The organism is Streptomyces sp. AB3(2024) (assembly GCF_041862025.1).
In the GTDB taxonomy this organism is placed as follows: domain Bacteria; phylum Actinomycetota; class Actinomycetes; order Streptomycetales; family Streptomycetaceae; genus Streptomyces.
The window spans coordinates 103,209-122,134 of sequence record NZ_JBGWAB010000002.1; the positions used below are offsets into that span (position 1 = coordinate 103,209).

General features: G+C 73.0%; 13 protein-coding genes. 7 read left to right on the plus strand and 6 right to left on the minus strand.

The window, feature by feature from the left end:
* Positions 1–25: 25 nt before the first annotated feature.
* Entirely contained in the window at positions 26–2,224 is a 2,199-nt protein-coding gene (locus ACEPPI_RS01420) for a choice-of-anchor A family protein (protein WP_373913412.1), read from the minus strand.
* A gap of 151 nt (positions 2,225–2,375) precedes the next feature.
* Entirely contained in the window at positions 2,376–3,572 is a 1,197-nt protein-coding gene (locus tag ACEPPI_RS01425; RefSeq protein WP_373913413.1) for an Ig-like domain-containing protein, read from the minus strand.
* A gap of 274 nt (positions 3,573–3,846) precedes the next feature.
* Between ACEPPI_RS01425 and glgX the strand changes: the two genes are divergently transcribed.
* The gene (glgX, locus tag ACEPPI_RS01430; protein ID WP_373913462.1) at positions 3,847–6,051 is read left to right on the plus strand and encodes a glycogen debranching protein GlgX; all 2,205 of its coding nucleotides are present in this window, start codon (positions 3,847–3,849) and stop codon (positions 6,049–6,051) included.
* 173 nt (positions 6,052–6,224) lie between these two features.
* Positions 6,225–6,947: a CDP-alcohol phosphatidyltransferase family protein gene (locus ACEPPI_RS01435; RefSeq protein ID WP_373913414.1), complete on the plus strand. Its 723-nt coding sequence runs from the start codon at positions 6,225–6,227 to the stop codon at positions 6,945–6,947.
* On the opposite strand, the gene ACEPPI_RS01440 is transcribed toward ACEPPI_RS01435, so the two are convergent.
* Positions 6,928–7,425 (minus strand): adenylyltransferase/cytidyltransferase family protein, encoded by a 498-nt coding sequence (locus ACEPPI_RS01440; RefSeq protein ID WP_373913415.1) that lies wholly within the window; start codon positions 7,423–7,425, stop codon positions 6,928–6,930. The genes ACEPPI_RS01435 and ACEPPI_RS01440 overlap by 20 nt on opposite strands.
* Before the next feature lie 157 nt (positions 7,426–7,582).
* Here ACEPPI_RS01440 and ACEPPI_RS01445 point away from each other — a divergent pair, with 157 nt between their 5' ends.
* The 3 genes from ACEPPI_RS01445 to ACEPPI_RS01455 are packed head-to-tail and all read left to right on the plus strand — an operon-like array spanning position 7,583 to position 11,741.
* Entirely contained in the window at positions 7,583–8,788 is a 1,206-nt protein-coding gene (locus tag ACEPPI_RS01445; RefSeq protein WP_373913463.1) for a glycosyltransferase family 4 protein, read from the plus strand.
* The gene (locus ACEPPI_RS01450; protein WP_373913416.1) at positions 8,785–10,503 is read left to right on the plus strand and encodes a lipopolysaccharide biosynthesis protein; all 1,719 of its coding nucleotides are present in this window, start codon (positions 8,785–8,787) and stop codon (positions 10,501–10,503) included. Before ACEPPI_RS01445 ends, ACEPPI_RS01450 begins: the two co-directional genes overlap by 4 nt.
* Positions 10,500–11,741 (plus strand): hypothetical protein, encoded by a 1,242-nt coding sequence (locus ACEPPI_RS01455; RefSeq protein WP_373913417.1) that lies wholly within the window; start codon positions 10,500–10,502, stop codon positions 11,739–11,741. Before ACEPPI_RS01450 ends, ACEPPI_RS01455 begins: the two co-directional genes overlap by 4 nt.
* A 195-nt stretch (positions 11,742–11,936) precedes the next feature.
* Here the strand turns inward: ACEPPI_RS01455 and ACEPPI_RS01460 are convergent, their stop codons facing one another.
* Positions 11,937–13,451, minus strand: coding sequence for a hypothetical protein (locus ACEPPI_RS01460; protein WP_373913418.1), 1,515 nt, complete (start codon positions 13,449–13,451; stop codon positions 11,937–11,939).
* 95 nt (positions 13,452–13,546) lie between these two features.
* Here ACEPPI_RS01460 and ACEPPI_RS01465 point away from each other — a divergent pair, with 95 nt between their 5' ends.
* Complete coding sequence (locus tag ACEPPI_RS01465) at positions 13,547–14,086, plus strand: WcaF family extracellular polysaccharide biosynthesis acetyltransferase (RefSeq protein ID WP_373913419.1); 540 nt, start codon at positions 13,547–13,549, stop codon at positions 14,084–14,086.
* Positions 14,083–15,207 (plus strand): glycosyltransferase, encoded by a 1,125-nt coding sequence (locus ACEPPI_RS01470; RefSeq protein WP_373913420.1) that lies wholly within the window; start codon positions 14,083–14,085, stop codon positions 15,205–15,207. The genes ACEPPI_RS01465 and ACEPPI_RS01470 overlap by 4 nt, the downstream gene beginning before the upstream one ends.
* 76 nt (positions 15,208–15,283) lie before the next feature.
* On the opposite strand, the gene ACEPPI_RS01475 is transcribed toward ACEPPI_RS01470, so the two are convergent.
* Both ACEPPI_RS01475 and ACEPPI_RS01480 read right to left on the minus strand, forming a co-directional pair.
* On the minus strand, positions 15,284–15,973 hold the full coding sequence (locus ACEPPI_RS01475) for a hypothetical protein (protein WP_373913421.1): 690 nt from the start codon (positions 15,971–15,973) through the stop codon (positions 15,284–15,286).
* A 78-nt stretch (positions 15,974–16,051) separates the two neighbouring features.
* Positions 16,052–18,826, minus strand: a complete 2,775-nt coding sequence (locus tag ACEPPI_RS01480) for a LamG-like jellyroll fold domain-containing protein (protein ID WP_373913422.1) — start codon at positions 18,824–18,826, stop codon at positions 16,052–16,054.
* Positions 18,827–18,926: the final 100 nt, after the last annotated feature.

An 18,926-nucleotide genomic window follows, 5' to 3' on the forward strand; every position in this document is an offset into this window, starting at 1 on the left:
GGCCGGAGGGCCGTGCGCGGGACGCTCAGGCGCCGGGGCACTTGTCGTGCTCCTTGCCGTGCTCCTTGCCGTCGTGCTTGCCGTCGTGCTTGCCGTGTTCCTTGCCCGGGTCCTTGCCGTGCTCGTCCCGCTTGTTCTGGAGCGTGACCACGACGCGGCTGCCGGGGGCCGCCGCCGTGACGCGTACCGGGCCGGTCACCCGGTCGCGCGGCAGCACGTAGCCCTCGGGGACGTCCGTCTCGACCAGGTAGTACAGGCCTTCGGAGAGCCCGTCGAAGTCGCAGACGCCGTTGCGGTCGGTCGCGCGGCCGTCCTTGACCTTCTGGTCGGCGTTGACGCCGCGGGTCTGGAGGCCGTCGGTGTGGTTGGTCTCCTTCCAGAGCTCGAACACCGCGCCGCGCAGCGGCCGCTTCGTCTTGGCGTCCTTCTTCACGAGGTGCAGGGAGCCGGGGTGCTCCGTGTTCTCCTTGCGGTTCGCGACGGTGACGACGATGCCCTGGACGAGGTCGCCCCGTGTCAGGTCGAACGGGGTGACGGGGTCGGCGGGCCTCTCGTAGCCGGCCGGGAAGCCGGTCTCCCGCCAGTAGTACGTCTCGTCGACCGGGAGCTCGACCGTGCAGGTGCCCTGGGCGTCGGTCACGCAGAGCCCGTCCAGCCGCTCGTCGGCGTCGGCGCCGGTGGTCTGGAGGCCGGTCCGGTCGTTGGTCTCGCGCCACAGCTCGAAGCGGACGCCGGGCAGCCCGGCCCCGGTGTCCCGGTCGGTCTTGCGCAGCACGACCCTGGCGCCCGGCGTCTCGGTGCGGGTGTTCACGGCCCGTGCCTCGACCCCGGCCGCGGCGTTCTCGCGGGTCAGCGTCAGCTCGAAAACCGGGTTCGCGGGCAGGTCGTGGCCCGCCGGCGGCGCCGTCTCGCGCCAGTAGTAGGTACCCGGCGCGGCGCCGGTGTGCTCGCAGCGGCCGGTGGCCGGGGTGGTGCAGTCGGCCACCTTGGTGTCGGGGGACGCGGTGTCCGTCTGGAGACCCGGCACCCCGTTCGTCTCGTGCCACAGCTCGAAGCGGGCGCCGCCCAGGGAGCGGCCCTCACCGTCCACCTTCGCCACCGCCACCGTGCCCGTGGGGCCGGGGGCGGGGCCGCAGTCGGGGAGGTCTCCGGTGAAGGGGTAGGCGTGGAACTCCTGGCCGCCGCCCCCGATGGTCTCGCTGCCGTGGGTGACGGAGCCCGTGCTGAAGAAGCGGCCGTTGATCCCGGGCAGGGTGACCAGGGTCTCGGAGGCCTGGTTGCCGATCAGGAAGCTGCCCTGGAACTGGCCGCTGCCGTTCAGGTTGACCGCCGAGGCGTCCGGGAAGTTCCACAGCAGCCGCTCGCGGTACGCGTTGAGCGGGTCGCCGCCCTGGTCGACGAGCGTGCCGCTGTAGGTGTTGAGGGTGCGGGTACCGGTGCCCAGGACGTTGACGAGGATGGTCGCCGTCGGCGGGATCTGAGCGAAGCGGATGCCCTGTGCGCCGCCTCCGGCGGGGTTGACCAGGTCCGCGTTCACGTTGAAGACCTGGAGCAGGTCGCGGTTGTTGCCGGTGAACAGGGTCTCGAAGCCGTTGTTGACGACGGTGCCGGTCGGCGGGCGCGGGCTGCCGTCGACCTTGGCGTAACACTGGCTGGCCGCGCCGAGCCGGTCGCGCAGGCCCGCGTACGGGGCGACGGCGTTCGCGTCGGGGGTGCGGGTGCCGGTCACGGTGCCGGTGAGCGTGCCCCCGTAGCGGACCACGCCCCGGTCGGCGATCAGGGTCTCGCCGGTGGCGACGGTGACGTCGGCGCCGGTGGTGAGGAAGTCCGCACCGTCGGGGGGCGGGACCAGCGAGCCGGCGCCGACGATGCCGACGTTGTAGCGGGAGTGCCCGCCGGCCACCTTGTCCTGGTCGAAGCCGCCGAGGACGACCAGCCGGCCCTCGGCCTCCGAGGCGCGCCCCCGGACCCGGAACTGACCGCCGGCGAAGATGTTGACGGCGTTGTCGCGGCCCTTGATGCTGCCGTCGCTGCCGATCGGCGGGAAGGGACGGGGACAGTCGCCCGGGACGCACGGGCCGAGTCCGCCGGGCAGCGGGGCCCGCAGGGTGTGGGCCCCGCTGCCCGGGGGGCCGGGGGCGGGAGCCGCCGCCAGGGCCGTGGGGGACCCGGCGGCCAGTACGGCCCCGATCGCGAGTCCCAGGGTCCAGTTCCTTGCTGACATGACGCTCCGTCCGTATCCGCGCTGATCGCCCCGCCAGCCTCTGGGGGCCCGGTTCCGGGCGCCCCCAGTTCTAGGACAGGGCGTCGGCGCGGCGGACGCAGGACACTCTCGCGCCGCGGCATCGCGGTCCGACAATCACTCGATTGCGGGGTCAGCTGACGGCGGATCCGGCGACCCAGTCGGCCCAGGACATGTTCCAGCCGCCCAGTCCGTTGTTGGCGGCCACGACGCGGTCCTGCGAGTTCACGACCTCCACCACGTCCCCGACCAGCGTCCGGTCGAAGAACCAGCCGGCCGGGGTGTCCGAGCCGCCGCCCTTGTCGTCGCGCAGGCCCACGCAGCCGTGGCTGGTGTTGCTGGAGCCGAAGGTGTCCGGGCTGGCCCAGTAGTTGCCGTGCAGGAAGGTGCCGGAGTTGGTGAGCCGCATGGCGTGGGGCACGTCAGGGATGTCGTACTCGCCGCCGAAGCCGACGGTCTGGCCGTTCATCCGGGTGACGTCGAACATCTCCATCACCACCATCTTCCCGTTGTAGGTCGTGTTCTTGGGCGCCCCGGCGCTGATCGGGATCGTCGACACCAGCTGACCGTCCCGGCGGACCTCCATGGTGTGCGCGGCGGCGTCGACGAGGGAGACCTGGGAACGGCCGACGGTGAAGCGGACGGTCTTGTCCTGGATCCCGTACGAGCCGGACGCGCCCTCGACGTCGCGCAGGTCCATCTTGACGGTGACCTGGGTACCGGGCTTCCAGTACTCCTTGGGCCGGAAGTCGAGGCGCTCGTCGCCGAACCAGTGTCCGACGACCGGCACGGCCGGGTCCGAGGTGACGGTGATGGCCCGTTCCACGTCGGCCCGCTGCTTGATGGCGCGGCTGAACTTGAAGGAGACGATCATCCCGGTGCCGACGGTGGAGCGGTTCTCGGGCTTGAAGTAGCCGATGAACCTCTCCTCCGGGACGTAGGTGGTGAAGGTGGTGTGCCGGGCCCGGCGGCGGTCGTGCCCGTCCCGGGCGACGGCGTCGACGGTGTACTTGGCGGCGAGCGAGAGCCGCCCGGCCGACGGCGCGGGGCTCCAGCTGAGCCCGTCGGGGGCGATGGACCCGGGGACCTGCTCCTCCTGGGCGTCCTCCACCTTGGTGACGACGACCCGTTCCAGCCGGCCCTCGGGCACGTTCACCCGCAGCGGCCCCTCGGCCGGGACCCCCTTGGCGTTGTCCGCGGGCGTGATCCGGATGGCCTCGTCCGGCAGGCGGGGTTTGCCGGGCAGGGCGATCTCCACCGGGGATCCGCCGTCCTTGGTGCAGCCGGTCAGCCCGCCCAGCAGGCCCGCCCATGCCGCCACGGCGGCCAAGCCCGCCCCTGCCCGCCTCGTCAGAAGAGTCACGCACCGTCCAACGACCGGCCCCCTCCGGGGGAAACGTGAGGGCCGGGCACGTTCCGGGCAGAACTGTTCGGGCAGAACAGTGGGAAGGACCAGACGGGGGCGGGCCAGGCCGGGACGCCGGGCCGCACTCCCCCGCCGGTACCAGGAGCCGTGGAGGCGGGCAGTGTCGAGCGCAGCCGAGCAAGAGGCGGTGGATGCCGCCGCCAGCAATGCCGTGAGCGGCCCCGAGGCCAGGGACGCCATGGACTCCGTGCGCCAGCGGGTCCAGGCACAGGTCTTACGGGCCGCCGCGCACCCGGCGCCACCCGTGTGGCCCGGGTCCGCGCATCCCCTGGGGGCCCGCTTCCACCCGGGCCCCGGCGGGGTCGCGGGCACCAATTTCGCGCTCTGGGCGCAGGGCGCGGAGGCCGTGGAACTGTGCCTCTTCGACGGGGACGGGGTCGAGACCCGCTGCACCCTCACCGAGCTCACGCACGAGATCTGGCACGGCTTCGTACCGGGGGTCCGCCCCGGACAGCGGTACGGCTTCCGGGTGCACGGCCGCTGGGACCCCTGGACGGGCGCCCGGTACAACCCGGCGAAGCTGCTCCTGGACCCGTACGCGCGCGCTGTGGACGGGGACTTCGCCCTGCCGCCGGAGGTCTACGGGCACGTCCGGGACTGGCCGCAGCAGTACATCGCCGACACCGTGCGCGACGACCGGGACTCGGCCCCGTTCGTCCCGAAGGGGGTGGTCGTCCACGATGACGACGACTGGGCGGACGACGTCCGGCCGAAGACCCCCTGGGCCGATTCGGTGATCTACGAACTGCACGTGCGCGGCTTCACGATGAGCCATCCGGGTGTTCCCGAGGAGCTGCGCGGCACGTACGCGGGGCTGGCCCATCCGGCGGCGGTCGAGCACCTGACGGGCCTCGGCGTGACGGCGGTGGAGCTGTTGCCGGTGCACCAGTTCGCGCACGAGGACCACCTGCTGCGCCGGGGCCTGCGCAACTACTGGGGCTACAACTCGGTCGGCTACTTCGCCCCGCACGCCGGGTACTGCGCCAGCGGGACCGCCGGGCAGCAGGTCGGCGAGTTCAAGCGAATGGTGAAGGCCCTGCACGCGGCCGGGATCGAGGTCATCCTCGACGTGGTCTACAACCACACTGCGGAGGCCGGGGAGCTGGGACCGACGCTGTCGTTGCGCGGGGTCGACAACCGGGGCTACTACCGGCTCCAGTCCGACCAGCGGCGCTACGCCGACTACACGGGCTGCGGGAACACCCTGCACGCCGGGCGGCCGCACGTGCTGCGCCTGATCACCGACTCCCTGCGCTACTGGGTGACGGAGATGGGGGTGGACGGCTTCCGGTTCGACCTGGCGGCGGCGCTGGCCCGCTCGATGCACGACGTGGACATGCTGTCGCCGTTCCTCGCGGTGATCGCCCAGGACCCGGTGCTGCGGCGGGTCAAGCTGATCGCGGAGCCCTGGGACGTGGGGTCGGGCGGCTACCAGGTGGGGGCGTTCCCGCCGCTGTGGACGGAGTGGAACGACCGCTACCGCGATGCCGTGCGCGACTTCTGGCGGGGCGCGCTGCCCGACGTACGGGACCTCGGCTACCGGCTGTCCGGCTCCAGCGACCTGTACGCGTGGGGCGGGCGGCGGCCGTACGCCTCGGTGAACTTCGTGACGGCGCACGACGGGTTCACCCTGCGGGACCTGGTGACCTACGAGCGCAAGCACAACGACGCGAACGGCGAGGAGGGCCGCGACGGGACGAACGACAACCGGTCGTGGAACTGCGGGGCGGAGGGCGAGAGCGCGGACCCGGGGATCGGGGCGCTGCGCCGGCGCCAGCTGCGCAACCTGCTGACCACGCTGCTGCTGTCGACCGGGGTGCCGATGCTGGTGGCGGGCGACGAGTTCGGGCGCACCCAGGGCGGCAACAACAACGCGTACTGCCAGGACAACGAGACGGGATGGGTGGACTGGTCGCTGCTGGAGGACCCCGCCTGGAAGGAGCTGTTCGCGCTGACCCGGCGGCTGATCGCGCTGCGCCAGGCGCATCCGGTGCTGCGGCGGCGGGCGTTCTTCTCGGGGCGTGCGCAGGGCGCGGACGGGCTGCGGGACCTGGCCTGGTTCACCCCGGCGGGCACGGAGATGACGGAGCGGGACTGGTACGCGCCGGCCGCCGCGGTGGGGCTGTACCTGTCGGGGCGGGACATCCCGGGCCGCGACGAGCGGGGTCTGCAGGTGACGGACGACAGCTTCCTGGCGCTGCTGCACGCCGGGGACCGGCCGGTGGAGTGGATCCTGCCGGGCCCGCCGTGGGCGGGGACGTACGAACTCGTCCTGGACACCTCCCGGGAGGCGCAGGCCGAGGCACCGGCGGGCCGGCACCGGGGCGGGGAGCGGCTGACGGTCCCGGCGCGGTCGGTGCTGCTGCTGCGGGTGGTGTCGTAGGGAGCCGCTGCGCGGGTGGTGCCGTACGGCGGCCGCGCGCGGCTGCCGCGCCGGTTCCGGACGGATCGGCCCGTCCGGAACCGCGGTCCGCGGCCGTCCTGCGATGATGTGCCCCTCATACGAACACCCGTGCATTCGTGCACGTGTGCCATCGCCGGGGATCAGGGGAACGCATGGCGAGAGTCGGGACCGCGCTGCTGGAACTGCGCGGGGCGCAGAAGTCGGCCAAGGGGGTGTCGCTCTACTCACGGTTCGTCAATCGGCCCGCCGGGCGGTACCTGGCCGCGGGATCGTACGCGCTCGGGCTCACGCCGAACCAGGTGACGCTGGTCAGCGCCGCCTCCAGCTTCGCCGCCGTGGCGTCCGTCGCGCTGGCCGCGCCCTCCTGGGGGCTCGGCGTCGCCGTATGGGCCGCGCTCGCCGTCGGCTTCGCCTTCGACTCCGCCGACGGGCAGTTGGCCCGGCTGCGCGGGGGCGGCAGCGCGGCGGGCGAGTGGCTCGACCACGTCGTGGACGCCGCCAAGCTGACCGCCCTGCACGCGTGCGTGCTGATCGCCTTCCACCGCTTCCCCGAGCAGTACGGGACCGGCTCCGACGGCTGGCTGCTGGTGCCGCTGGGCTTCCAGTTCGCCGCGGTCGTCACCTTCTTCGGCGGTCTGCTGACCGAGAAGCTCAAGCCGAAGCCGGCTCCCGGCAGCCCCGCCGCCGCGCCGTCGACCCTGCGCGCGGTGGCCCTGCTGCCCGTGGACTACGGGGTGTTCTGCCTGGTGTTCCTGCTGCTCGGCGGCGGGGCGCTGTTCCGCTGGGCGTACGCGGGCCTGGGCGCCGTCGCCGCGCTCTTCCTGCTGGCGTTCCTGGCGAAGTGGTTCCGGGAGCTCAGCGCCGTTCGGCGGTGAAGGGTTCCGCCTGGGGCTGCGCGAGCGCGTCCAGGGCCCGGCGCAGCTGGGTGCTGGACGTGTGCACGGTGTAGGGGAAGTAGACGACGTCGACCCCGTGGCCGGCGAAGTCCCGCTCCAGCCGGTCGCCCTTGGGGGTGCCCCGCCAGTCGTCGCCCTTGAAGATCACGTCGAAGCGGACCTGCTTCCAGGTCTCGACCTTGTCCGGGACCGTCTCGACGAAGGCGGCGTCGACGTACTTGACGCTGCGGACGATCTCCAGCCGTTCGACGAGCGGGATCATCGGGCGGCGGCCCTTGGCCAGTTCGGCCATCTCGTCCGAGACCACGCCGGCGACGAGGTAGTCGCACCGGCTGCGGGCGTGGCGAAGGATGTTGAGGTGTCCGATGTGGAAGAGGTCGTAGGCTCCGGGCGCGTAGCCCACCCGGTACGGCCTGCGCGCCGCCGAACCGCGCTCGGACATGTCGTACTCCGTCATCAGTTACCCCCCAGCGGCCGCACCCCCCGGTGCGGCGGATTAGCAGACAATAGCGCGCACGTTCCCCGCCCTGCGGGTGAACGAATAGGGTGACGTGCGCATCATCCAGGGGAGAAGGGGACGTTCAGTGTCCACATCCGGTCACCGGCGCCTGCTGCTGGTTTCCACCAACTACGCCCCGGAGCACGCGGGCATAGGCCCGTACGCCACCCAGATCGCGGAGCACTGGGCCGAAATCGGCCACGAGACGCATGTGTTGGCGGGGATGCCGCACTATCCGGCCTGGTCCGTCGAGCCGGAGTACAAGGGGGCGCTGCGGCGCACGGAGCAGCGCGCGGGGGTCACCGTGCACCGGCGTGCGCACACGGTGCCGCCGCGTCAGACCGCCGTCAGGCGCGCCCTTTTTGAAGGATCGATTCTTCTGCACGGCGCGGTGGCCCCGCCCCGGATGCCGAAGCCCGACGCGATCCTGGCCCAGATGCCCAGCCTGGCCGGCGGGGTGCTCGCCGCCCGGCTCGCGGCGAAGTGGAAGGTCCCCTACGTCCCGGTCGTCCAGGACCTCATGGGCGCCGCGGCCGCGCAGAGCGGGATCAGCGGCGGCGACAAGGCCGCCGCGTTCGCCGGGCGCGCGGAGGCGTACGCCCTGGGGCGCGCCACCCTGGTCGGCGTCATCCACGAGACCTTCGTGGACCGGGTCGTCGGCATGGGCGTGGACCCGGCGCGGATCCGGCTGGTCCCCAACTGGTCCCACGTGCCCCGGCCCACCAAGCCCCGCGGGGAGACCCGCCGTCACCTCGGCTGGGCACCCGGCCAGACCGTGGTGCTGCACTCCGGGAACATGGGCCTCAAGCAGGGCCTCGACGTCCTCGTCGGCGCGGCCCGGCTCGACCCGCGGGTCCGTTTCGTCCTCATGGGCGACGGCAGCCAGCGCGCGGCCCTCGCCGACCTCTCCGCCGACGTGCCGAACCTGGACATCATCCCCCCTGCCGCCGACGGCGAGTTCCCCGATATCCTCGCGGCGGCGGACGTCCTCGCGGTCACCCAGCACGCGGCCGTGCTCGACATGAGCGTCCCGTCCAAGCTGACCTCCTACTTCCAGGCCGGCCGGCCCGTCGTCGCGTCCGTCGCGGCCGAGGGCGGGACCGCCCAGGAGGTGGAACGTTCCGGCGCGGGGGTGCTCGTACCCCCGGAGGACCCCGCGGCCCTGCTGAAGGCCGTACGGGCCCTGGCCGAGGACCCCGAGGGCGCGGACGCGCTGGGCGCCGCCGGGCCCGTCCACGTGGCGGCCCACCTGAGCCGTGAGGCGGGCCTGGCCCGCATCGACGCACTGATCGACGAAGCACTTGGGGGTCTCCAGCCGTGACCGAGACGAACCGCCCGGCAGCGGCCCCGGCCGACGACGAGCCGGACCTCCTGCGGGACCAGTTCAAGCAGCTCCTGCGCTACCGCCGGCTCCTCGGCGCAGGCGTGGGCATCGGTCTGCTGGGCGGCGTCTACCTCGGCATCTCCACCGCCGACACCTATGTCGCAATCGCCGACGTCGTGCTGCGCGCCCCCACCGACGACCCGTTCAACCCGAGCCTGGCCCCCGACAAGGCCATCAACATCGGCTCGGAGCGCCAGGTCGCGCTCTCCAGCTCCACGGCCGAGCAGGCGGCGAAGAAACTGGGCGTCGCCGACAAGGACTTCGCCGCGCTGCGCGGCGGCCTCCAGGTGACCAACCCGCCGCAGACGATGGTGCTCCGCTTCACCTACACCTCGGCCTCCCCCAAGGAGGCCGCCAAGCGCGCGAACGCGCTGACCGCCGCCTACCTGCTCAAGCGGCAGGAGGCCCTCGACGCCACGCGCGACAAGATGGTCAAGGGCTACGAGGACCAGCGCGACCCGGTCGCCAAGCAGCTCGACGAGACGGCCCGGCAGGCCAACAACCTGCCCTCCGGGACGGCCCGCGATTCGGCGCTGTCCTCCAAGACCGACCTGCAGAGCAAGGTCAACGCCCTCAACGGCAACATCGCCAAGCTCGCGGCCCTGGACATGACCCCGGGCCGGGTCACCAGCCCCGCGACCCCGCCCGCCGCGCCCGACGGGCCGGGCATCCCCATGTCGCTCGCGCTCGGCGCTGCCGTGGGCCTGGCGCTCGGTCTGCTCGCCGCCTGGGTGCGGCTCGTCTTCGACCCGGCCCCGCGTTCCGAGGGCGACGTGGCCAGGGCACTGCGCGCACCCGTCCTGGGCTCGCTGCCCCGGGACAAGACCGGCGGCGGGCCGCTGCTCGCGGCCGGCGAGGCCGATCCCCGGCTCGCCGAGGAGTACCGTTCGGTGGCCTTCCGCCTCGCCTACGACTCCCGCTTCGCCGACCGGCGCCGCCTGCTGGTGGTCGCCCCGCGCGGCAGCAGCGAAACCGCCGCCGCCGTGGCCGTGAACCTCGCCGCCTCCTTCGCCGAGACCGGCAAGGACGTCCTGCTCATCGAGGCCGACCTGCGCACCCCCGTACTGGCCAGCCAGCTGCCCACCGACGCGGGCGGGCGGCCCCGCTGGAGCCAGCCGGGCGGCGCCGGAACGGGCGGGGAAGCGGACTGGCCCGACGGCCGGCAGCTCGTCGTGGACGCCGCCGAGTCGGGCTCCTTCGACCTGATCCCCGGCGATCGGGTGCGCAACGTCCCCCGCGCGCTGACCTCCCCGCGCGCCACCCGGCTGATCTCCGAGGCCGACTCCCCCAACTCCACCGTCGTGGTGCTCGCTCCGCCGGTGCTCTCCTACGCCGACGCCCTCGCCCTCGTCGACCGCGTCGACGGCGTCCTGGTCGTCTGCGACCCGCGCGCGGTGCACCGCAGCGACCTGTCCCGGATCCGCGAGCTCATCGGCGGCGCGGGCGGCACCGTCCTCGGCGCCGTCCTGCACACGCCCCTGGTCACCGAGAAGCGCGGCGGGCGGGGCACCTCGAAGAAGGCCGGCGACGCCACCGGCGCGGGCCCGGACCCGCAGCCGCTGACGCGGCAGCCCGCCGACCCCGGGCCGCAGATCACGGGCGACGGCGGCGACACCGTCGCCCTGCGCACGGTCCGCTCGGGCCGGCGGTGAGCCGGCGGGGCCTCGGCGCCGTCGCCTCCGTCCTCGACCAGGCCGCCTCCAGCGCCACGAACATCCTGGTGCTGGTGCTGGCGGCCCGGCTGTCCTCGGCCTCCGGCTTCGCGGACTTCTCGATGGTGTACGTGGCCTTCAGCGTGCTCCTCGGCCTGAACATGGCCTACGTCGGCCAGACCGTGGTCCTGGAGAAGGGCGAGGGGCTCCCCCCGGACGAGGTCCGGGGACGGCTCGCGACGGTGTGCCGCTCCTCCGTGCTGTTCACCGCGGCCGCGTCGGCGGTGGCCGCCGCGGTGCTGGCCGTCGTGGGCCTGGTCCTGGCCGGGGCCGCCGGGTGGGCCTTCCTCGCCCTGGGCCTGGTCCTGCCGCTGGTCCTCGTCCAGGACGGACTGCGCTACTGCTTCTCCGCGCTGCGGGTGCCCCAGCGGGCGCTGGCCGCGGACTCGCTGCGGCTGCTGTGCGTGGTCGCGGCGCTGGCGGCGCAGCCGGCCGGGGCGTCGGCCGGCCGGCTGGTGCTGGTGTGGGGGCTCTCGGCGCTGCCCGCGCTGGGGCTGGGCCTGTGGCTGCTGCGGCCCCACGTGCGGGGGGCGCGGGCCGAGCTGCGCCCGTACCTGCGGCGCGGGCACCTGGGGCAGCGGTTCGTGGTCGAGTTCGCCGTCGGCAACGGCTCCAGCCAGCTCGCGGTGCTCGGGCTCGGGGCGTTCGCGACCCCGCTGGCCGTCGGTGCGCTGCGCGGTGCGACCACCCTCTTCGGTCCGCTGAACGTGCTGTTCAACTCGGCGAACGCCTTCGGGCCGCCGGTGGTCGGCCGGGCCCGCGGCAAGCGGGGCGTGGTCCGGCTGACCGCCCTGATGGGCACCGCCCTCGCCGTGCTCGGCGCCGGCTGGGCGGCCGTCCTGTACGCGCTGCCCGACCGGCTGGGCCGTCATCTGCTCGGCGACACCTGGGCGGCGGCCGCCGCGCTGCTCCCGGCGACGGGCGCGCAGTACGCGGTGATGGGACTGGGGACGTGCGCCCTGCTGACGCTGCGGGTGCTGAACCCCAGGGCCACCCTCTCCCTCCAGATCGTCTTCTCCCTGCTGTCGGTGGCCCTGCTGCTGGGCGGGTACGCCGCGTGGGGCGTGGCGGGAGCCGCCTGGGGCCTGGCCGTGGGTTCGGCGGCCAAGGCGGGCGCGGGCTGGCTGCGGGTGGCCCGGCTGGAGGCCCCCGCCCCCGAGGTCGCCACCGCCGCCTGAACCACCCGGGTCTTCGCCGGGCCGGAAGGGGTCACCTCCGCCGAGACCGCGCTGCTGATGCGGACGTACAAGCGCGCGGGCATCGTGGAGCCGCAGGGCCGTTGATCGCAGGGTTGCTGACCGCGGGGCCGTTGACCGCGGGGCCGTTGACCGCGGGGCCGTTGACCGCGGGGCCGTTGACCGCGGGGCGCCCGCTCAGCGCAGGGTCGTGCCCCGGTCGTGGCGGTACGTCGCCACGAGCGCGAGGCACATCCCGGCGATGGCCACGCGTCCTGACGCCTGGAGGAGCGGGCCGCGCAGCAGGATGAAGGAGTACCCGGCGACCAGCGGGACCACCGTGGAGATCAGGCTGCCCGGCGGCGATCGGCGCGTGGCGCGCTTGGCGTACCGGCGGTCGACGCGGGCGGCGGCGTAGCCCATGGCGAGGAGTCCGGCGCCCATGCCCAGCGGCCCGAAGTCGAGCCACAGCTCCGCCCAGATCGGGGAGGAGAGGTTGGTGTTGACCGTGCCCATCCACTGACCGACCATCACGCCCGTATCGCGCGGCTTGCCCGGCCACACCGAGCGGGGCACCGCGAAGAAGACGGACCCGGCGAGCTGGCGTCCGTAGAAGTGGCCGGGACCGGAGTTGGAGAAGGTGATGGTGTTGGCGAACATGCCGATCTGGTCGTAGTCCTTGAGCGCCATCGGCTCCAGGAACGAGGTCGTCTCGACGGGCTTGTAGTTCTTCTCGTCGTAGCGGAAGCGGTCCGCGAAGGGGAAGACGAGCAGCGCGATCACCACGGCCATCGACAGGGCCACCCGGTACATCGCGGCGCTCACCGGGAAGACCGTGAAGAGCAGCGCGAACAGGACGGTGAGGAACCAGTAGCGCGGGTTCGAGACGGGGTTGTTGACGATCAGGTTCAGGGCGGCGAGGGCGGCCGTCGTGGCGATGACCGAGACCTTGCGGCGGGCGTACCGCGAGGTGATCAGCCAGCGCGTGTACAGGAGCAGGGCGAGCAGGGCCGGCACGGTGCCGAAGCCGCGCAGCAGCGCCTGGCCGGCCTGGCCGTCACCGTTGGAGACGCCCGCCTCCTGGATGCCCGCGATGATCTCCTGGCGGCTGGAGAAGAAGACCGCCGGTCCCCCCAGCTTCATGATGAAGGCCGCGCTGCCCAGGAAGGCGAACAGGGTGAGCAGTTGGAGGCGCCGCCGGTGGACCATCACCGGTCTCGGCTCCTTGCGGGAGCCACCCGTGCGGCGTGCCGCCGGCCGGTGACGGGCCAGCAGTACGCCGACGTCGAAGGCCGTGCAGCCCAGCAGCACCAGGCCGATGGCGACGGTGAGGTCGGAGCGGGGGCCGACGACGGGCGTGGGGACCCGGCCGAGGACGGCCTGGGCGAGGGGGGCCACGCCCATGGCCATGTAGACGAACAGCCAGAAGGAGCCCTGCAGCAGCTTGCGGCGGCTGGTCAGCACCATGGCCGAGAGCCGCGCGCCCGCGTACATGGCCAGCAGCAGTTGCAGCCAGAAGGCGGCGTCGCGCTGGCCGTCGCCGGACTGGGCGGCGACGAAGAACGGCAGGAAGACGGTGAACCCGAGGGCGAGGGGGACCGAGAGCGCACGGGAGAGCAGGGTGCGCGGGGTGGTCACCCGGCCCCACGTCGACTCGCCCGGTACGGGGGGCCGTTCGGGGGCGGCCGAGGGCTTGCGAACGTCCGTCACCACTGTTGCCCCCACCCCTGTGCGCGATCCGCGCGCAGTCTAGTCTGAGCGTTCCGCGCCCGGGGAGGCGCGTCGGGGTGGACGACTAGGGGCGACTGTTGCGTGATCTTCCTGCCTTCACGCTGGCCGGCTATGACAAGGGGCGCGGTCTGCTGACCCAGGCCCTGTGGTTCGCGGTGATGAACACGCTGTTCATGGCGTGGTTCTGCCCCGCCCGGCTGCGGGTCGCGCTGCTGCGGGCGTTCGGGGCCCGGATCGGCGAGGGGGTGCTGATCCGCCACCGGGTGCGCGTGCTGTGGCCGTGGAAGCTGACCGTCGGGGACCACACCTGGATCGGCGAGGGCACCTGGCTGTTGAACCTGGAGCCGGTGACCATAGGCGCGAACGTGTGCCTCTCGCAGGAGTCGATGCTGTGCACCGGCTCCCACGACCACCGCGCCGCCGACTTCCGATACCGCAACGCCCCGATCGTGGTCGAGGACGGCGCGTGGGTGGCCGTACGGGCGACCGTGCTGGCGGGCGTGACCGTCGGGCGGTGCGCGGTGGCGGGCGCCGGATCGGTGGTCCACAAGGACCTGCCGGAGCTGACCCTGCAGACCCAGGACGGGCGTCGCCGCCCGGTGGAGGAGCCCGAGTGAGTACCGCCCCGAAGGTCCTGCACGCCGTCACCCTGCACTCCCCCTCGCACGCCTTCGGCGGGCCGGTACGGGTGGCGCTGAACCTGGCCAAGGGGCTGCGGGCGCGCGGCCACGAGGCCCGGCTGCTGGCGCTGGGCGAGGGCTTCGACCCGTGGCCGGACTCCGTGGAGGGGGTGCCCGCCAAACTGTTCCCCGCCCGGCGGATCCTGCCGCTCGGCTTCAGCGGGATGACCTCGCCGGCCCTGCTGGCGTCGGCGGGCCGGCTGGTGCGGGAGGCCGACCTGGTCCACGTCCACCTCGCCCGGGACCTGGTGACCCTGCCCGTGGCGCTCGCCGCGCTGCGGGCCGGCAAGCCGCTGGTGCTGCAGACCCACGGGATGGTGGACCCGAGCGCGAAGCCGCTGGCCAAGGTGCTCGACGCGGTGGCGGTACGCCGCCTGCTGCGCGGCGCCGACGCCGTGCTGTACCTGACCCCGCACGAGCGGGCGGGGCTGGAGGCGGTGGTGGGGGCGCCGTCGCTGCGCACCGTACGCCTGGTCAACGGCACGCCGGCGCAGGAGGAGCGGCCGGCACCGTCGGGCCCGCCGCGCGTGCTGTACTCCGCCCGGCTCCAGGCCCGCAAACGGCCCGTCGACTTCGTGGACGCGGCGCCCGCGGTGCTCGCCTCCCACCCGGACGCCCACTTCGTGGTGGCGGGCCCGGACGAGGGGGAGCTGGCGGCGGTCCGGGCCCGGATCACCTCCCTCGGCCTGTCGGACCGGTTCACGGTGCCCGGGGCCCTGTCCGGCGCCGAGGTGCTCGCCGAGCTGCGCCGGGCCCACGTCTACGTACTGCCTTCGGTGGACGAGCCGTTCCCGATGTCGGTGCTGGAGGCCCTCGCGGTCGGAGTGCCCCCGGTGGTGACCCACTCCAACGGCCTGGCCCGCGACATCGCGGCGGCGGGCGCGGGCCGGGCGGTGGAACCGGGCCCGGAGGGCGTCGCCGGGGCGGTCCTCGACCTGCTGGACCCGGCCGCGAACGGGGCGGCCTCGAAGGCGGCCCGCGAACTGGCCGCCTCCTCCTTCTCGATGGACTCGGTCCTCGACACCCTCCTGGGGATCTACGGGGGCATCACCCGCTGAGCGCGGGAACGCCGCCGCCGCACCGTGGTCCGGTGCGGCGGCGGCGTTCTCGCGTACGGGCCCACGGGGCGGGGTGTTACGCGGGCACCCAGGCGTAGCAGCCCGTCGAGCGGAACTCGGAGGTGCCGGACGGGACGGTGGCCGTGATCCTGTCACCGGCCTTGGGCGGGGTTTCGGGGCCCGAGGCCAGGACCGCGCCGTCCTCGCCCTTCGCCTCCCAGGTGCAGGTGGTGCTCTGGGTCAGCGCCCGGTAGGTACCGGGGGCCGGGGTGGTCCGGGGGGAGTCCCCGAAGCCCTTCTCCGCCACCGCCAGCACCGGCTTCTGCTCCGGGCACAGGAGGTTGATGGCGTCCTTCGCCCCGGTGACGTCCCCGGAGATGATGGCCGCGGCCGCCGCGTCCTTGTCCCGCTTCGCGGTGCGCTCCACCCGCTGGCAGGTCTCCTGACCGGTCTGCAGGACGGCCGCCGGATCCATCTTCTCCGGAACGCGTCCGCTGAGGTACTGCTTCTCGTTCTCCTTGAAGGTGCCCGTCTTCGGGGTCAGCTTCGCGTCCGGCAGGACCGGCCCCGTCGGCTTCGCGTCGGGCGACGCGGCCGTCGTGGGCGCCGTGGAGGCGTCCGCCGGGTCCGGGACCGGACTGGAGGCCGGCGGCTTCGGCTTGCCCGCCGCGTCGGCGGAGGCCTTGCCGTCGCCGTCGGAACTGCAGGCGGTCAGCGTCAGGGCGGCGGCCAGGAGGACGGCGGCCGCGGCGGAGCGTCGGTACATCAGGTGGCTCCCCTACGGGGTCGGAAAGGCGTACGGGGCCCGCCGTGTGCCGGCCGGGCCCCGTACGCCGTCAGGCGGTTACTTCGGGCCGAAGGTGAGGATCAGCTGCGGAGCGGCGTCCGCGGCCGTCGACTCCGCGGACCACAGCCACATCGCGTCGGTGCCCGTGCTCGTCAGGCCGAGGCTGTAGCTGCTGCCCAGCACGGCGGAGACGGCGGTGGTGTCCAGCTCGACGTTCTGCACGGCCGAACCGTCCGGCACGCCCGAGATGGAACCGAGCGGGGTGGTGCCGAGGGTGGGCTTGGTGGCGAACGTCGTGCCCGTGCCGCTCCAGGTACCGGTGACCGGGACCACGGAGACGGTGTCGGCGGTGCCGGCCCCGGCCTGCGTGGAGGTCTTGAACTGGAGGGAGGCGCTCTTGAGGACCTGCCCGGACGGAGCCGCCGGGAGGGTGAAGCGCAGGTACGACTCGTACGCCGAGGTACCGCGCACCGCGAGCTGGGTGGAGGTGCCGTAGGCGGTGCTCGGGGCGCCCTGGTTGATGTAGGTGTCCTCGGTCGCGACGACCTTGGAGACCGTGTCGACGGCGGCCTTGGCCAGGTCGAAGTGGGACTTGACCTGGGCCTGGGTCAGCGCAGACGGGTAGACGGCCGTCTCGTCGATGCTGCCGGCGAAGAAATTGCTGATCGGACGGTTCGGCCAGCTGCTGAGGTTGTCGCCGCCCACGTGCCAGAAGCCGGCGTACGAGGTGGAGTTGGTGGCACTGTTCGTGCCCTTGTTCTGACCGTCGACGTACAGCGTCATGCCGCCGGGGCCCTGCGTACCGACGACGTGGTGCCACTTGTTGTCGTTGTACGTCTCGAACAGCCCGGTGGAGATGGTGCGGGCGGAGCCGTTGTAGACGCCGAAGACCAGACGACCGGTGTTGGTCATGTAGATCTGCTTGTCGTGCGAGCCGCTGCTGTTGACCGTGTTGTTGCCGAAGCCGATCAGCTTGCCGCCGCGCGTGGTGCCGGTCTTGAACCAGGTCTCGATGGAGTACGCGGCACCGACCGTCTGGCGGTGGTCGCTGTACACCTGCTGGCTGGTGCCGTTGAAGCCCATCGCCGTGCTGGTGCCGGTGAGGGCGCCGGGGCTCTGGCCCAGGGCCGGGGCACCGACCTGGATGCCGCTGGTGTTGCCGGAGACCGAGGAGTCGGCCACGTACGGGCTGACGGTGTCGTCGTAGCGCCAGTAGAGGTTGGCGCCGTCCGCGCGGACCTTGTCCGGGTAGGCCTGGACCGAGGCCGGGACGGTCACGGAGACGTTCGCCGACAGGGCGCTGGTGTTGCCCGCGCCGTCGGTGGCGGTCACCCGGTAGCTGTAGGCCTGGCCGGCCTTGACGGTGGTGTCGGTCCAGGAGGCCTGCGGGCGCTCCCACTCCAGGGAATCGGCCGAGACCGTGGCGATCGGGGTGCCCGAGCCGTTGCGGTAGATCCGGTACGTCAGCTTGCTGTCGTCCTGGTCGTAGCTGGTGCGCCAGCGGACCTGGACCTCACCGGGCTTGACGCTGCCGGCACTGGCGATCGGGGTGGTCGGGGCACCGACGTCACCGGTGGAGGCGAAGCGGGTCAGGCCCTGCTGCGCACGGCCGTTGATGAGGGTGAACTCACCGCCGACCCACATGTACTTGACGTCGTCCTTCTCCGCGATCGACATGACGCGCGGGCCGATGCCCTCGCCGATGCCGTCGTTCGCGGTGGGGTGCCATCCGAGCTTCGGCGGGCTCTGCACGAAACCGTCCACGGGCGCGGGGGCGGCACCCTTGTAGTCGGTCTGCTGGGCCAGCAGGAAGTTGCGCTTGCCGTCGGGGAACTGGCCCTCCAGCGAGCAGTCGTGCGCGTGCGAGGAGCTGTAGAGCACCCCGTCGTACGGCAGCACGTACTGGGTGGCGCCCATGCAGCGGTCGCGCCACTTCTCGTTGAAGTTGGTGTCGAGGCCGATGCGGCCGTCGAAGACGCCGCCGCCCGAGCCCTCGTTGCCGGTGTAGTAGCCCGTCGCGTCGGCCGCGATGTGCTTGACCACCGAGTTGGAGGGGATGGTGGAGTAGGTCTTGGCGACCGCGCCGGTCGTGGCGTCGACCACCGCCAGCGCGTGCGTGTTGGAGCCGTTGACCGAGAAGAAGTCGCCGCCGAGCAGGACGTTCTTGCCGTCGTTGCTGACCTGGATCGCCCGGCCCGGCTCGTCCGCGTTGGCGGTGAAGGGCTTGAGCGCGCCGGAGCCCGCCTCGACCGCGGCGAACCGCTCGCGGGTCTGCCCCTCGACAGTGCCGAAGTCGCCGCCGATGTAGAGGGTGTCGTCGGTGACGGCGAGCGCCCGGACGGTGGCGGGGACGCTCGGGTGGAACGAGGCCTTGGGGGCGCAGGTCTCGATGTCGATCGCCGCGAGGCTGGAGACCGGGGTTCCGTTGACGGCGCCGAAGTAGCCGCCCGCGTACAGGGTCTTCTTGTCCTTCGAGACGGCCAGCGCCCGCACGGTCGCGGTGCCGTCGCCGACGGTGAAGGCCAGCTTGCAGGAGGTGGGGTTGCCGGTGGCGGCGTCGAGCGCCACGAAGTTCACGGCTTCCTGCTCCGTGCCGGCCGCGGCGTCGGGCGGGCGGACCGCCGAGAAGGTGCCGCCGGCGAAGACGGTGCCGTTCGCCTGCTCCATGGCGAAGACGACGCCGTTCGGCTGCCACGTGGGCAGTTCGTCGGCGGTGAACGCCACGGGCGGCGTGATGGCGGACGCCTCGGGCATCAACACCAGGCCTATTCCGGTACCGGCGCCGGCCAGTGACAGGGCGAGGGCAGCAGTCAGCCCTCTGGATCTACGCATGAGCCCCCCAGGGCAATCGCCCGGCTTGATGGCTGGAACTATCCGAACAGCCATATGTATTGGCGCAGACTAGGGCTCACGCGTCGCCCTGGTCACCTCA

Bases quoted from the DNA above. Each gene is read 5' to 3' on its own strand.
- ACEPPI_RS01420 (WP_373913412.1), bottom strand. From the start codon at position 2,224: ATGTCAGCAAGGAACTGGACCCTGGGACTCGCGATCGGGGCCGTACTG.
- ACEPPI_RS01480 (WP_373913422.1), bottom strand. From the start codon at position 18,826: ATGCGTAGATCCAGAGGGCTGACTGCTGCCCTCGCCCTGTCACTGGCC.
- glgX (WP_373913462.1), top strand. From the start codon at position 3,847: ATGGACTCCGTGCGCCAGCGGGTCCAGGCACAGGTCTTACGGGCCGCC.
- ACEPPI_RS01440 (WP_373913415.1), bottom strand. From the start codon at position 7,425: ATGACGGAGTACGACATGTCCGAGCGCGGTTCGGCGGCGCGCAGGCCG.
- ACEPPI_RS01435 (WP_373913414.1), top strand. From the start codon at position 6,225: ATGGCGAGAGTCGGGACCGCGCTGCTGGAACTGCGCGGGGCGCAGAAG.
- ACEPPI_RS01475 (WP_373913421.1), bottom strand. From the start codon at position 15,973: ATGTACCGACGCTCCGCCGCGGCCGCCGTCCTCCTGGCCGCCGCCCTG.